The sequence below is a fragment of the Pseudomonas sp. VS40 genome (assembly GCF_018587885.1).
Lineage (GTDB): Bacteria > Pseudomonadota > Gammaproteobacteria > Pseudomonadales > Pseudomonadaceae > Aquipseudomonas > Aquipseudomonas pergaminensis.
Genome location: NZ_JAGYWD010000001.1, coordinates 406,718 through 420,929, shown reverse-complemented (window position 1 = coordinate 420,929; position 14,212 = coordinate 406,718). Strand labels below are relative to the sequence as shown.

The following is a 14,212-nucleotide window of genomic DNA, read 5'->3' as shown; positions in this document are numbered from 1 at the left end:
ACAGCCTGTTCCCTCACGTAGAAGGAACAGGCTCCAGCGTTGCCAAGGATAAAGGCGTCGCTTGAGCTTGAGGTCGAACTCACCAAAGGACTATAACAATGGCTCTCAGTAAAGAAGCGCCGGAGTTTGACATCGACGATGAGGTTCTCCTTATGGAGACCGGTATCGCTACGGAATCGATGTCGAATGAGGGACCTGCTGTACCTTCAGTTCGCACCAAATCCAAGAACTCCACCGCGTTAAAGCAACATAAGTACATTGACTACACACGGGCGCTCGATGCGACTCAGCTGTACCTCAATGAAATCGGCTTTTCCCCTCTGCTGACCCCCGAAGAAGAAGTCCATTTTGCGCGCTTGTCGCAAAAGGGCGACCCGGCTGGGCGCAAGCGCATGATTGAAAGCAACCTGCGACTGGTGGTGAAAATCGCCCGGCGCTACGTCAATCGCGGGCTGTCCCTGTTGGACTTGATCGAGGAAGGCAACCTGGGCTTGATCCGGGCGGTGGAGAAGTTCGACCCTGAGCGGGGCTTCCGCTTTTCAACCTATGCCACCTGGTGGATTCGCCAGACCATCGAACGGGCGATCATGAATCAGACCCGCACGATCCGGTTGCCGATCCATGTGGTCAAGGAGCTCAACGTCTACCTGCGGGCGGCGCGTGAGCTTACCCAAAAACTCGATCATGAACCTTCGCCCGAAGAGATCGCCAACCTGCTGGAGAAACCGGTAGGGGAGGTCAAACGCATGCTCGGCTTGAATGAGCGCGTGTCTTCGGTCGATGTCTCGCTGGGTCCGGATTCGGATAAAACTCTGCTGGACACCCTGACGGATGATCGCCCTACAGATCCTTGCGAGCTGTTGCAGGACGATGATCTTTCCCAAAGCATTGACCAGTGGCTGTCGGAACTCACGGACAAGCAGCGTGAGGTGGTGATTCGCCGCTTCGGCCTGCGCGGCCATGAGAGCAGCACCTTGGAGGACGTAGGCCTGGAGATCGGCCTGACCCGTGAGCGGGTGCGGCAGATCCAGGTGGAAGGGCTCAAGCGCTTGCGTGAGATCCTGGAGAAGAATGGCTTGTCGAGTGAGTCGTTGTTTCAGTAACGATTGATAAGACCGCTATGACAAAACGCCCGGTGCATGGGAATGCACCGGGCGTTTTGCTGTGCGCTGAGCATTCGTTGCCAACAACTGCCCCTGTAGGAGCCCGGCTTGCCGGCGATGAGGCCCTCAAGACCGCCATCGCCGGCAAGCCTGGCTCCTACAGGGGAGGGTGTAGCACCGAATCCCACGCATAAAAAAACCCCGCTTTTAAGGGCGGGGTCTTTTCGACTAAGTCAGTACAAGTTAGATAACTTGAACTTCTTCAGCTTGCATGCCTTTCTGACCGCGGGTAGCGATGAAAGAAACCTGTTGGCCTTCTTTCAGGCTTTTGAAGCCGTCGGATTGGATAGCTTTGAAGTGAACGAACAGGTCGTCACCGGATTGTGGAGTGATGAAGCCGAAGCCTTTTTCATCGTTGAACCACTTAACGGTACCAGTTTGGCGATTAGACATGGTGTATCTCCTTGGACAAAGTTAACTGCGACTCAGGAAAAGCCCTGGCCGAGACTGAGTGCAAAGAGCAGGAAAAATTCTTGGAGATGGTTGGATCGAAATTCAACATATCGTGTAGAGATTCTCAGTGACACAAGCAGCACAGTGGCGCCACCTTAACCCTTTTTCCGGAACGTGCCAATGGTATTTCCGAAGGTTTCTCCAATTTCGTGACTGGCGGTGGTATTTCCAGTCACCCTGTACGGCTATGCGGGTCCCGGCCCCACTGGCTGTGGCTTATAGGAGCAGGCGCATTCGTCAAGAAAAGCCTTGTGGCCTTTGAACCCCAACGCCGGCCCCGGTAAGATGCCCAACAGAATTTTTCCACCTCGCTATTCAGGACACCCGCCATGAGCATCAAATCGGACAAGTGGATTCGCCGCATGGCGCAAGAGCACGGCATGATCGAACCGTTCGTCGAGCGCCAGATCCGTGGCCAAGGCGATGCCCCTGTGATTTCCTACGGCGTTTCCAGCTACGGCTACGATGTGCGCTGCGCCGATGAATTCAAGGTGTTCACCAACATCAATTCCGCGATCGTCGACCCGAAGAACTTCGACGAAAAGAGCTTCGTCGACGTCAAAAGCGACGTGTGCATCATTCCGCCCAACTCTTTCGCCCTGGCGCGCACCGTGGAATTCTTCCGTATTCCCCGCGACGTGCTGACCATCTGCCTGGGCAAGAGCACCTACGCGCGTTGCGGCATCATCGTCAACGTGACGCCGCTTGAGCCGGAGTGGGAAGGCCACGTGACCCTGGAATTCTCCAACACCACCACCTTGCCGGCGAAGATCTACGCCAACGAGGGCGTGGCGCAGATGCTGTTCCTGCAGTCCGACGAGGACTGTGAAGTGTCCTACAAAGACCGCGCAGGCAAGTACCAAGGCCAGCGCGGCGTCACCCTCCCACGCGCTTGATCGAAAGGTCTTACGTGCAAAGGGAATTAGTCTGCAGAAAGTGACTCTATCTAGGTGTACTGCCTCGGCGCGTGTAAAACGCGTCGAGCCACGCTTGAGGAGTACCTTATGAAGATCGACCCGCGAATCAGCGCAGAACTTGCCCGGCTTGAACCCAATCAGATTGGCGTTCTGGCCTGGTCCCTGATGGCCGATCCTGCTTATGCAGGCGGCATCCCAGGCCAACCCGAGCCGGATTACCCACAACCCACCGAGCCCGGTGAGCCAACCCTGCCGGACGAGCCGCCGCCCGCGCCTGTCGCCTGATACCTGGGAGGCCGGTCACCGCACTGGCCATACCTCGTGGTCGCCGATCACAAAGACTCGACCGTCATCGATCTGTTCCACCGCAAAGCCACCGGTAAACGCGCCAAACGCCGGCAGCAAGCTGACCCGCGTGCCGATCTGGAAGCACGGCAGCCGCAGGCTCTGCCGACCCTTGCCGCGCAGGCGATACACCGGATGAACATGCCCAGCCAGTACATGATGGCTGGGATGGGCGTCCGGTTCGTGCTGCAGGGCGAAGGGACCCATCAGGAGTGGCTCGGGGACGACCTCAATCCTCAAGTCGACAGGCGGGTCCCCTGCGCGTTTGTCGTGATTGCCGCGAATCAGGGTCATCGACACGTCGGGATGGCGTGCGCGCCAGGCTCTCAGCGCGCTCAGGGTGCCGCTGGCGTGCGACCCGGGGCCGTGCAGGAAATCGCCGAGAAAGATCACCTGCGCGCACGGTAGCGTAGACAGCAACCGATCCAGGCGCTGCAGGTTCTCGGTGGTAGTCCCTTGTGGCACCGGCTGTCCCAGGCTGCGATAGGCAGAAGCCTTGCCGAAGTGTACATCGGCAATCAGCAGGCATTGGCGCGCAGGCCAATACACGGCCTTTTCCGCCAGCAGCCACAACTCTTCACCCTCAAGCGTCAGTGAGCAATGCATCAGCGCTTCCCGTTATCCGCGACTTTTTCCAGGTCCTTGACCATCCGTGCAATGCGCTCCGAGAGTTTTTCCGAACTCAAGCTTTCGCGCATTCGCTCTACCAGCAGCGGAAAGGCCAAGGGCGTAGGCCGTTCAATCAGGTGCAGGTCGCGTTTGAGCGCTGAAAGATGACGCAATGTCGCTTCCAGCCGATGAATATCCAACTCGTCGCGTAGGACTTCTTCCCCGGCCTGGGTCAGCAGCAGGTTCTGCGGGTCATATTGCTTGAACACCTCAAAGAACAATCCGCTGGAGGCCTGCACTTGCCGCGTACTTTTCGGCGCTCCTGGATAACCGGCAAACACCAGCCCGGCGATGCGGGCGATTTCGCGAAAGCGGCGCAGGGCCAACTCCCCGGCATTCAGGCTGGCCGCCACATCTTCCAGCAAATGCTCAGGGCTCAGTAGCGCGTCATTCAGCAACACCGGCCAATCCACGGCGGTGGCGCTCAACAACTCCAGCCCGTAATCATTGACGGCAATCGAAAACGTCACGGCCTGCTGCTGGCTCACCCGCCATGCCAGTAGACTTGCCAGGCCCAAGTGCACCTGGCGCCCGGCGAATGGGTACAGAAACAGGTGCCACCCCTCTCGCGACTTCAGCGCCTCGGCCAGCAAATGCTCGCGTGTCGGCAGGCCCGACCAGCGCAACTGTGTTTGCAGCAGGGTTTGCACCGCCTGCATTTCCGGGCCTTCATAGTGCCCGTGCGCCGCCGCATCAAAACGCTCGACCACGGCTTGCGCCAGCTCATTGGAAAGCGGCATGCGCCCCCCATTCCAGCGTGGCACCGCAGCCTTTTTGGCGGTGCTGCGGCGCACATAGGCGGTCATGTTTTCCACCCGCACCAACTCCAGCAATCGCCCCGCGAACAAGAAGCCATCACCCGGCTTGAGCCGCGCGATAAAGCCTTCCTCGACGCTCCCCAGGTTCTTGCCGCCACCGCCCTTGCTCCAGAACTTCAGCTGGATACTGGCATCGCTGACAATCGTGCCGACACTCATCCGATGACGACGCGCCAGCCGCGCATCGGGCACACGCCAGATGCCGTGCTCGTCCGGCTCCACGCGGCGGTAATCCGGGTAGGCCGTCAGCGACAAGCCGCCATGGCGCACAAACCCCAGGGCCCAGGCCCAGTCTTCGTCCGTCAGGTCGCGATAGGCCCAGGCACCGCGCACTTCGGCCAGTAGCGCGTCGGGCGTAAAGCCGCCACCGAGCGCCATGCTGACCAAGTGTTGTACGAGCACATCCAATGGCTTGTGCGGTGATTCGCGCGCTTCAATGCGCCGCTGGGCAATCGCATCCTGGGCCGCCGCGGCTTCCACCAGTTCCAGGCTGTGGGTCGGCACCAGCGTTACCCGCGAGGGGCGCCCGGGTGCATGCCCCGAACGCCCGGCGCGTTGCATCAGGCGCGCCACGCCTTTGGCCGAGCCGATCTGCAGCACCCGTTCCACCGGCAGGAAATCCACCCCCAGGTCCAGGCTCGATGTGCACACCACGGCCTTGAGCTGGCCGTCTTTCAATGCTCGTTCTACCCAATCGCGGGTTTCTCTCGACAGTGAGCCATGGTGCAGGGCGATCACCCCAGCCCAGTCAGGGCGTGCATCCAATATCGCCTGATACCAGATTTCCGACTGCGCCCGCGTATTGGTAAACACCAGGCAACTGCTGCTGGCGTCCACCTCAGCCACCACTTGAGGCAGCATCTTCAGGCCGATGTGCCCGGCCCAGGGAAAACGCTCGGCGACGGGTGGCAGCAAGGTGTCGACCTTCAATTGTTTAGCCGTTTTCCCTTGCACATTGACCCCGCCACCTTGTGGGACCAATACCTCCAAGGCGTGGGATTGATTGCCCAAGGTCGCCGAGATACCCCACACCATCACATCCGGATGCCAACGCCGCAGCCGCGCCAGTGCCAGTTGCAGCTGCACGCCGCGCTTGTTGCCAATCAATTCGTGCCATTCATCCACGACCACCATGCGCAGGTGCGCCAGGCTGACTTCGCTGTCGGCGCGTGCCAGCATCAGGGTCAGGCTTTCCGGTGTGGTGATCAGTGCGGTGGGCTGGCGACGGGTCTGGCGGGCGCGCTCGCTGCTGCTGGTATCGCCGGTGCGCAGGCCGACACTCCAGGGAATCTGCAAGGCTTCAAGCGGCGCCTCCAGGGCTCGGGCGGTGTCGGCCGCGAGGGCACGCATAGGCGTGATCCACAGTACCGTCAGCGGCTCAGCGGGTGGTTTGCGTTTACCTGTAGCGGGTGGGCGAGTCATGGCGAAGCGATTGAGGGCGGCGAACCACAGTGCGTAGGTTTTACCCGCGCCGGTGCTGGCATGCAGCAGCCCTGACTGGCCGCCCTTGACCGCCGCCCAGACGTCTTTTTGAAAGGCGAACGGCTTCCAGCCTTTAGTGGCGAACCATTGTTTGGCGAAGTCGACGGGTTTTGCCATGCGGTGGCTGAACTCTGGAAGGTCTATTCCACAGACCTTCACCGGGCATCAAAGGTTTAACGTAATCCTTGTAGGGGCTGGCTTGCTGGCGAGGGTGGCCTAACTGCCGAGCACTCTCTAACTGCTGCCCCGCGATCCAACTGTAGGAGCTGGCTTGCCTGCGAAGACGGCCTAACAGCCGACCAAAATCTAACTGTCACCCGCGATTCAAAAATGTGGGAGCTGGCTTGCCTGCGAAAGCGGCCTCACAGCCGACCATTCTCCAACTGCCCCCCGCGATCCAAAAATGTGGGAGCTGGCTTGCCTGCGAAGACGGCCTAACAGCCGACCAAAATCTAACTGTCACCCCGCGATTCAAAGATGTGGGAGCTGGCTTGCCTGCGAAAGCGGCCTGACAGCCGACCACACTCTAACTGTCCCCCCGCGATCCAAAAATGTGGGAGCTGGCTGGCCTGCGAAGGCGGCCTCACAGCCGACCACTCTCTAACTGCTGCCCCGCGATCCAAATGTGGGAGCTGGCTTGCCAGCGAAGGCAGCCTGACAGCCGGCCACAATCTAACTGTCACCCCGCGATTCGAAAATGTGGGAGCTGGCTTGCCTGCGAAGGCGGCCTGACAGCCGACCTGGATGTTGGATCTGATCGGGTACATATCCGTTATTTGGGTAACGGCTGCTATGGGTTCCGCCCTTACGGCGGCTCACTTTTGAAAAGCCCAAAAGTAAGCAAAAGGCTCTTGCCCCAACACTCGGCACCTCGCCTAGGCTCGGTGTGCCCGTAATCCGACAGTGATTTGGGGGGCCGCCGCCACGCGCCATCCATGGCGCGGGGCGGCTAAACCGGCATCCCTGCCGGTTTACCCCCCAAATCCCTGTCGAATTCCGGCCAGCGTGTTTGACGGGGCGCCTAAGATCAAAAGCGAGATCAAGATCAAGATCAAGATCAAGATCAAGGGCGGCTCGCTTCGCGTCGTGGGTTGCGCTGGGGCTTCAGGGTTGCGTGGATACCTATGCTCTTCTCCGGTAAGCGGCTCCTACAGATTATTTCAGGTTACCACTCAGGAACTGCTGCAAACGCTCACTCTTCGGATTACCCAGCACGTCCTCGGGTGCGCCTTGTTCTTCCACCAGGCCTTTGTGCAGAAACAGCACTTGGCTCGATACTTTGCGTGCGAAGCTCATTTCGTGGGTCACCATGATCATGGTGCGGCCTTCCTCGGCCAGGCCTTGGATGACCTTCAATACTTCACCCACCAGTTCCGGGTCGAGGGCCGAGGTGGGTTCGTCGAATAGCATGACCTCCGGTTCCATCGCCAGGGCGCGGGCGATGGCGACGCGTTGCTGCTGGCCGCCGGACAGGAACGCAGGGTATTGATCGGCCACGCGCGCCGGCAAACCCACCTTGTCCAGGTAGCGACGGGCGCGGTCTTCGGCATCCTTCTTGCTGCAACCCAGTACCCGGCGCGGGGCCATGGTGATGTTTTCCAGCACGCTCATGTGGCTCCACAGGTTGAAGTGCTGGAAGACCATCGCCAGGCGCGTGCGCAAGCGCTGCAGTTCGGCGTCATCGGCCACGCGCATGCCGTGGCGGTCACTGACCATGCGGATCGGCTGGCCGTCGAGGGTCATGGCGCCGTCGTTGGGCGTTTCCAGGAAGTTGATACAGCGCAAGAAGGTGCTCTTGCCCGAGCCGCTGGCGCCGATCAGGCTGATCACGTCGCCGGTCTTGGCCTTGAGCGAAACACCTTTGAGCACCTCATTGTCGCCATAGCTTTTATGCAGGCCTTCAACGGTCAATTTGTACATGGGGCATGCATCCTCAAGGCGAAAGTAGATAGCCGCTGCGGTAGGCCTCGGTGCCAGCGACATGGCCGATGACCATCCCGGCAGTGGCCATGCGGCGCAGCGAACGGGCGTAAAGCAGGCCGGCCTTTTGGCAGTGCACGGGCGTTACGCGGTCGGAAATGGGGTCGATGATTTCGGCGATCAGTTGCCCGGCTTCCAGGTATTCACCCGGCAGGGCGCTGAACACCAGCAGGCCGCCCACCGGGGTCGCCACCGGTTCAACGCCGGCCAGCGGCGTGGCCGGGTAGGGCAGGTCGGGCAGCGGTGCGGCATCGCCTGCAATGGCGCCGAAGTGAATCAGGTAATCGATGATCGCCTGGCAGTCGAGGCTCGCCAGGCCATGGTTGACATCACCCTGGCCGCGCAGCTCGACGGTGACCGAAAAGCTGCCCATGGGGATCGGGAAACGCTCGCCGAAACGTTGCTGCAACTGCCACCACACCAGGGTGAAACACTCATCGAAGGATTGCCCGCCGGAATCGGTCGCGAGCAAATTGGCCTCCGAACCGATATAGCGCGCCAACGGCTCCACCTGCGGCCAGGCCTCGGGGGTGGTGTACAGATGCGCCACCGCTTCGAAGTCGCAGTGCAGGTCCAGCACCATATCGGCATCGCAGGCCAGGCGTTGCAGCACCAGGCGTTGGGATTGCAGTTGGGTCTCGGCACGCTGCGCGGCGAGGGTGGAGGACAGCGCGGAGCGCACCAGCTCGACGTTTCGCTGGGGATCGTCCCCCAGCCGTTCCTCGATCTGGTCACCCACCGCTTCACTGAGGTCGACAAACAGGCGATTAAAGTTTTGCCCGCTCTCCAGCTCGTAGCGGCCCAGCGGGATATCCATCAACACCTGCTCCAGGCCCACCGGATTGGCGATGGGCACCAGCACGATCTCGCTGCGCAGGCGCCCGGCCGCTGCCAACTCTGCCAGGCGGAGCTTGAGGTGCCAGGCCACCAGCATGCCCGGCAGCTCATCGGCATGCAGCGATGACTGAATGTAGATCTTGCCCTCGGCCTGTTCCGGGCCGAAGTGAAAACTGTGAATCTGCCGCGCCGTGCCTGGCACCGGCGCGATCAGCTCATGGACGTGATGCCGCATGAATGCTCCTGAAAATGAAAAGCTGCTTAATGGCTCGGCCCGAGGAAAGCCAGCCAGCGGCGCTCTGCCAGACGAAACAGACCGACCAGGGCAAAGGTCACGGTCAGGTAGATCAGCGCAGCGATACCGAATGATTGAAAGGTCATGAAAGTAGCCGAGTTGGCATCCCGCGCCACTTTGAGGATGTCCGGGATCGTCGCGGTGAAGGCCACCGTGGTCGAGTGCAGCATCAGGATCACTTCATTGCTGTAGTAGGGCAGCGAACGACGCAACGCCGACGGCATGATCACATAGGCGTACAACTTCCAGCCGCTCAAGCCGTAGGCCTTGGCCGCCTCGACTTCACCATGGGCCATGCTGCGGATCGCCCCGGCGAAGATCTCCGTGGTGTAGGCACAGGTGTTGAGAGCAAACGCCAGGATGGTGCAGTTCATCGCATCGCGGAAAAACGCATCCAGCAACGGCTGCTCGCGCACGGCGGCGATGCTGTAGATGCCGGTGTAGCAGATCAGCAACTGGATATAGAGCGGCGTGCCCCGAAACAGGTAGGTGTAGAACTGCACCGGCCAGCGCACCAGGCGCTTGCGCGACACACGGGCGATGGACAGCGGGATCGACACCAGGAAGCCGATGACCAGGGCTGCGGTGAGCAGCCACATCGTCATGGCCAGCCCCGTGATGTGCTGGCCGTCGCTATAAAGGAAGGGGCGCCAGTATTCCTGCAAGAGTTCGATCATCGTACGGCCTCCCGGGCGCCGGCGGAGTAGCGACGTTCAAGGCGGCGCAGGACAAAGTTGGACGCGCTGGTGATCAACAGGTAGATCAGCGCGGCGAGTACGAGGAAATAGAACAGCTGGTAAGTGCTCTTGCCGGCGTCCTGGGCCGCCTTGACCAGGTCGGCCAGGCCGATGATCGACACCAGGGCCGTGGCCTTGAGCATCACCATCCAGTTATTGCCGATACCCGGCAAGGCAAAGCGCATCATCTGCGGGAAGGTCACGTAGCGAAACCGCTGGCCGCGCTTGAGTCCATAAGCCGTGGCGGCTTCCAGTTGGCCGCGCGGCACCGCGAGGATCGCGCCACGAAAGGTCTCGGTGAAGTACGCACCGTAGATAAAGCCCAGGGTGATCACCCCGGCGCTGAATGGATCGATCTCGATGTATTCCCATTCCATGAAGTCGGTGAGGCCGGTCAACCAGGTTTGCAGGCTGTAGAAAATCAGCAGCATCAGCACCAGGTCGGGCACTCCGCGGATCAGCGTGGTGTAGAGCTGGGCGGGGATGCGCAGGAAGGGCAGGCTGGACAGTTTGGCGCTGGCGCCAATCAGCCCCAGCAATACGCTGACGGCCAGCGACAGCACCGACAACTTGATGGTCATCCAGGTGCCTTGCAGCAACAGCGGGCCGAAACCCTTCAGGCTGAGCGCGCTCAACCCGAGGGTTTGCAACAATTCTTCGAACATAAATCAGGACCTATGGCGATAAAAAAGCGCCCCTCCAGGGGAAGGGCGCTCCAGGCATTATTTGCCGCTGTACAGGTTCAGATCGCCAAAGTGTTTCTTCTGGATGGTGGCGTAGGTGCCATCATCGTGTAACGCTTTGATACCTTTATCCAAAAGCGCCTTCAGCTCAGTGTTACCTTTTTTGATACCGATGGCGGTTTTCGACGGCAGCAATGGGTCGTCGATGGCCGCGCTGACTTCATAACCGGCGCCTGCCGGCGACTTCAGGAAGCCCAGTTCGGCTTGCAGCATGTCCTGCACGGATGCGTCGAGACGCCCGGAGGTCAGGTCGGCATACACCTGGTCCTGGTTGGCGTAGGCCTTGGTGGTCACACCGGCTTTATCCAGTACGGCCTTGGCGTAGGCTTCCTGGATGGTGCCTTGCTCGTAGCCCACGGATTTGCCCTTGAGGGACTCAGGCGTCGAGTAGCCAGCACCTTTCTTGAACACCAGCGAAGTCGGGCCGGAGAACAGTTCACTGGAGAAGTCGATGGCCTTTTCACGCACCGGGGTCACGGTCATGGACGAAATCACGCCGTCGAACTTGTTGGCCTTGAGGCCTGGAATCATGCCGTCGAAATCACTTTCGACCCACTTGCACTTCACTTTCAGCTCGGCGCAGATCGCATTGCCCAGGTCGATATCGAAGCCTACCAGGCTGCCGTCGGCGGCCTTGGATTCGAACGGCGCGTAGGACGGATCGACACCAAAACGCAGTTCCTTGTATTCCTTGGCCAGCGCGGTACCTGCGGCCATGCACAGAGCCAGTGCAGAAAGGGTCAGCAATGCTTTTTTCATTATGTAATCCCTGGAAACCAAGATAAGCGCTTGTGGCGCGTTTAGGACTGTTACTGAACGGTGTCAGACGGATCACAAGTAGCAATTTCTGCACCATAGTTCCGAATGTAGTTCCGAATGGTCGTTTTAAAAGGTGGGACAAGGGAGAGCTGAGTGTAGGAGATGCCCGAAAATGGGCGCGCAAAAAACAGTGCACCAATTTGGTTCTGGCGCAGATCAATAATGTCGGAGCTGGCTTGCCTGCGATGGCGGTGGATCAGCGAATTCATTTTTCACTGACACGCCGCCATCGCAGGCAAGCCAGCTCCCACAAGGATTTGTGCCATTTTTAACCAGGAATCAGGTCAGGAGGTCTTGCAGGGTGGCGAGGTTGTCAGCGTCTTCCACGGTTTTATCCTGCCGCCACCGCAACATCCGTGGAAACCGCACCGCAATCCCACTCTTGTGCCGCTTGGACAGGGCAATGCCTTCGAACCCCAGTTCGAACACCATGCTCGGGGTAACACTGCTCACCGGGCCGAACTTTTCCACCGTGGTCTTGCGCACAATCGCATCGACCTTGCGCATCTCTTCGTCGGTCAGGCCGGAGTAGGCCTTGGCGAATGGCACTAGCGTGCGTTCGCTGCCGGGCGGGCCGTCCCACACGGCAAACGTGTAGTCGCTGTAGAGGCTGGCGCGTCGACCATGACCGCGTTGGGCATAGATCAACACCGCATCGACGCTGAACGGGTCCACCTTCCACTTCCACCACACGCCCATGTCCTTGGTGCGGCCCACGCCGTACAGGCCATCGCGTGCTTTAAGCATCATGCCTTCCACACCGAGACTGCGCGAGGCTTCGCGTTGTTCGGCCAGTTCTTCCCAGGTTGCACCGGTCAATAGGGGAGATGCCAGTAATACCGGCTGGTTGCACTGGGCAATTACCTGCTCAAGTTGCGTGCGACGCTCAGCCTGGGTGTGGTTGCGCCAATCGTCGCCCTGATGTTCCAGCAGGTCGTAGGCCAGCACCGCAACTGGCGCGTCCTCCAGCACTTTTTTGCTCAGGGTCTTGCGCCCAATCCGTTGTTGGAGCAGCGCGAACGGCTGCACCGCGTCTTTCCACACCACGATTTCGCCGTCGATCACCGTGCCGTCGGGCAAGCCGCTTACCAAGCTATGCAGTTCGGGGAAGCGCTCAGTCACCAATTCTTCGCCACGCGACCAGATCCACAGGCGGCCGTCACGTTTCACCAGCTGCGCGCGGATGCCATCCCACTTCCATTCCACTTGCCAGTCGGCGGGAGAGCCAAGCAAATCGTTGAATTGCTCCACTGGTTGCGCCAAACCATGGGCGAGAAAAAACGGATAAGGCTGCCCGCCGCGTTGCGCATGTTCGTCGGGCGATTCGGCGGCGATGAGCTTGAGATAACCCTGCGGCGTAGGACGGTTAGACAGATCGGTGTAGCCCACCAGCCGTTGCGCCACGCGCTTGCTGTCCAGATCGGCCATTGCGGCGAGGGCGCGGGTCACCAGTAGCTTGGACACGCCCACACGGAAGCTGCCGGTGATCAACTTGATGCAGACCATCAGGCTGGGTTGATCCAGTTGCGCCCATAACGCAGGTAGACGCTCGGCCAATTCCAATGGCGGCAAGCCACGCAGGGGCAGGAGTTTTTCCTCCAGCCACACCGCCAGGCCGTCCTCCGAGGTGTAGGTAGATTCCGGCAGCAGCAGGGAAATGGTTTCTGCCAGATCGCCCACTGATTGGTAGCTTTCTTCAAACAACCACGGCTCGATACCCGATGCTTCAGTGGCCATGTCCCGCAGCAGGCGCGTCGGCACCAGTTGCCGAGGGCGTCCGCCGGAAAGGAAATACACGGCCCAGGCCGCATCTTCCGGCGCAGCATCGCGGAAGTAGGCCTGTAGCGCGGCCAGCTTGGCGTTGCTGGAGGTGGTGGCGTCGAGGTTGGCGTACAGCTCGGCGAAGGCCTTCATGCGCTGGCCTCCTCTTCGTCATCGCCGTATTCAGTGGTGAAACCCTGGGCATCCAGGCCTTTTTCCCGCAGGTGGCGCACCAACACACCGACGGAACCGTGGGTAACCATCACCCGCTCGGCGCCGGTTTGCTCGATGGCCCACAACAGGCCGGGCCAGTCGGCGTGGTCCGAAAGCACGAAGCCACGGTCGACCCCGCGCCGCCGACGGGTACCACGCAGGCGCATCCAACCGCTGGCGAAGGCGTCGCTGTAGTCGCCGAAACGCTTGATCCAACTGCTGCCGCCTGCGGACGGCGGGGCGATGATCAGGGCCTGGCGCAACAGCGGGTCGGTTTTCTTGAAGTCACCGGCGTAGAGGGTTTCAGGAATATAGATGCCGGCCTCGCGGTACACCCGGTTCAACGGCTCGACCGCGCCGTGGCTGAGGATCGGACCAATGCTGGCGTCGATGCCATGCAGGATCCGCTGGGCCTTGCCGAAGGAGTAACAGAACAACACGCTGGCCTTGCCGGCGGCGATATTCGCCTGCCACCAATCGTTGATCCCGGCGAAGATCTGCGCCTGGGGCTGCCAGCGGTAGATCGGCAGGCCGAAGGTCGACTCGGTAATAAAGGTGTGGCAGCGCACCGGTTCGAAGGGCGCGCAGGTGCCGTCGGGCTCGACTTTGTAGTCACCGGATGCGACCCAGACTTCGCCCCGGTATTCCAGGCGCACCTGGGCCGAACCCAAGACATGCCCGGCGGGGTGAAAACTCAAGGTGACGCCGTGGTGGACCAGTGTCTCGCCGTAGGCCAGGGTCTGCAGGTTGATGTCCTGGCCCAGCCGTGAACGCAGGATGCCTTCGCCGGGGGCTGCCGCCAGGTAGTGCTGGTTGCCGGTGCGGGCGTGGTCGCCATGGGCGTGGGTGATGACCGAGCGCTCCACCGGGCGCCAGGGGTCGATGTAGAAATCTCCGGCGGGGCAGTAGAGGCCTTCGGGGCGGGCGATGACAAGGTCCATGGGCGTGCCGGGGGCGATGGGCTTATCAGGTAGGAGGCG

13 protein-coding genes are annotated in these 14,212 nt (G+C 60.6%); 3 read left to right on the top strand and 10 right to left on the bottom strand.

Translation table 11 applies throughout. From position 1 onward, the window contains the following. Window positions 1-98 precede the first annotated feature (98 nt). Entirely contained in the window at window positions 99-1,103 is a 1,005-nt protein-coding gene (rpoS, locus tag KHP07_RS01925; protein WP_025855149.1) for an RNA polymerase sigma factor RpoS, read from the top strand. Between the two features lie 243 nt (window positions 1,104-1,346). Here rpoS and KHP07_RS01920 read toward each other — a convergent pair whose 3' ends face one another. Further along, window positions 1,347-1,556 (bottom strand): cold-shock protein, encoded by a 210-nt coding sequence (locus KHP07_RS01920; RefSeq protein ID WP_002554837.1) that lies wholly within the window; start codon window positions 1,554-1,556, stop codon window positions 1,347-1,349. Between the two features lie 389 nt (window positions 1,557-1,945). On the opposite strand from KHP07_RS01920, the gene dcd reads away from it, so the two are divergent. Both dcd and KHP07_RS01910 read left to right on the top strand, forming a co-directional pair. After that, complete coding sequence (dcd, locus tag KHP07_RS01915) at window positions 1,946-2,512, top strand: dCTP deaminase (RefSeq protein WP_034109068.1); 567 nt, start codon at window positions 1,946-1,948, stop codon at window positions 2,510-2,512. A gap of 108 nt (window positions 2,513-2,620) precedes the next feature. Further along, entirely contained in the window at window positions 2,621-2,818 is a 198-nt protein-coding gene (locus KHP07_RS01910) for a hypothetical protein (RefSeq protein WP_010212420.1), read from the top strand. 15 nt (window positions 2,819-2,833) lie between these two features. On the opposite strand, the gene pdeM is transcribed toward KHP07_RS01910, so the two are convergent. The 9 genes from pdeM to KHP07_RS01865 all read right to left on the bottom strand — a co-directional run bounded on the left by pdeM (window position 2,834) and on the right by KHP07_RS01865 (window position 14,173). Beyond that, window positions 2,834-3,484: a ligase-associated DNA damage response endonuclease PdeM gene (pdeM, locus tag KHP07_RS01905; protein ID WP_214496510.1), complete on the bottom strand. Its 651-nt coding sequence runs from the start codon at window positions 3,482-3,484 to the stop codon at window positions 2,834-2,836. Beyond that, entirely contained in the window at window positions 3,484-5,964 is a 2,481-nt protein-coding gene (locus KHP07_RS01900) for a ligase-associated DNA damage response DEXH box helicase (RefSeq protein WP_214496509.1), read from the bottom strand. Before KHP07_RS01900 ends, pdeM begins: the two co-directional genes overlap by 1 nt. A 1,038-nt stretch (window positions 5,965-7,002) precedes the next feature. Then, window positions 7,003-7,767 (bottom strand): ABC transporter ATP-binding protein, encoded by a 765-nt coding sequence (locus KHP07_RS01895; RefSeq protein WP_012722621.1) that lies wholly within the window; start codon window positions 7,765-7,767, stop codon window positions 7,003-7,005. 13 nt (window positions 7,768-7,780) lie between these two features. Next, window positions 7,781-8,899 carry a succinylglutamate desuccinylase/aspartoacylase family protein gene (locus KHP07_RS01890; protein WP_214496508.1) on the bottom strand — a complete coding sequence of 373 codons (1,119 nt, stop codon included), beginning with the start codon at window positions 8,897-8,899 and terminating at the stop codon, window positions 7,781-7,783. A gap of 26 nt (window positions 8,900-8,925) precedes the next feature. Next, window positions 8,926-9,636, bottom strand: a complete 711-nt coding sequence (locus tag KHP07_RS01885; protein ID WP_078047226.1) for an ABC transporter permease — start codon at window positions 9,634-9,636, stop codon at window positions 8,926-8,928. Next, window positions 9,633-10,361 (bottom strand): ABC transporter permease, encoded by a 729-nt coding sequence (locus KHP07_RS01880; protein WP_025855156.1) that lies wholly within the window; start codon window positions 10,359-10,361, stop codon window positions 9,633-9,635. The genes KHP07_RS01885 and KHP07_RS01880 overlap by 4 nt, the downstream gene beginning before the upstream one ends. 57 nt (window positions 10,362-10,418) lie before the next feature. Further along, window positions 10,419-11,198 (bottom strand): transporter substrate-binding domain-containing protein, encoded by a 780-nt coding sequence (locus KHP07_RS01875; protein WP_027604451.1) that lies wholly within the window; start codon window positions 11,196-11,198, stop codon window positions 10,419-10,421. A gap of 339 nt (window positions 11,199-11,537) precedes the next feature. Beyond that, window positions 11,538-13,172, bottom strand: a complete 1,635-nt coding sequence (locus tag KHP07_RS01870; RefSeq protein ID WP_214496507.1) for an ATP-dependent DNA ligase — start codon at window positions 13,170-13,172, stop codon at window positions 11,538-11,540. Beyond that, window positions 13,169-14,173, bottom strand: a complete 1,005-nt coding sequence (locus KHP07_RS01865) for a ligase-associated DNA damage response exonuclease (RefSeq protein WP_078047228.1) — start codon at window positions 14,171-14,173, stop codon at window positions 13,169-13,171. The genes KHP07_RS01870 and KHP07_RS01865 overlap by 4 nt, the downstream gene beginning before the upstream one ends. Between the last annotated feature and the right edge of the window lie 39 nt (window positions 14,174-14,212).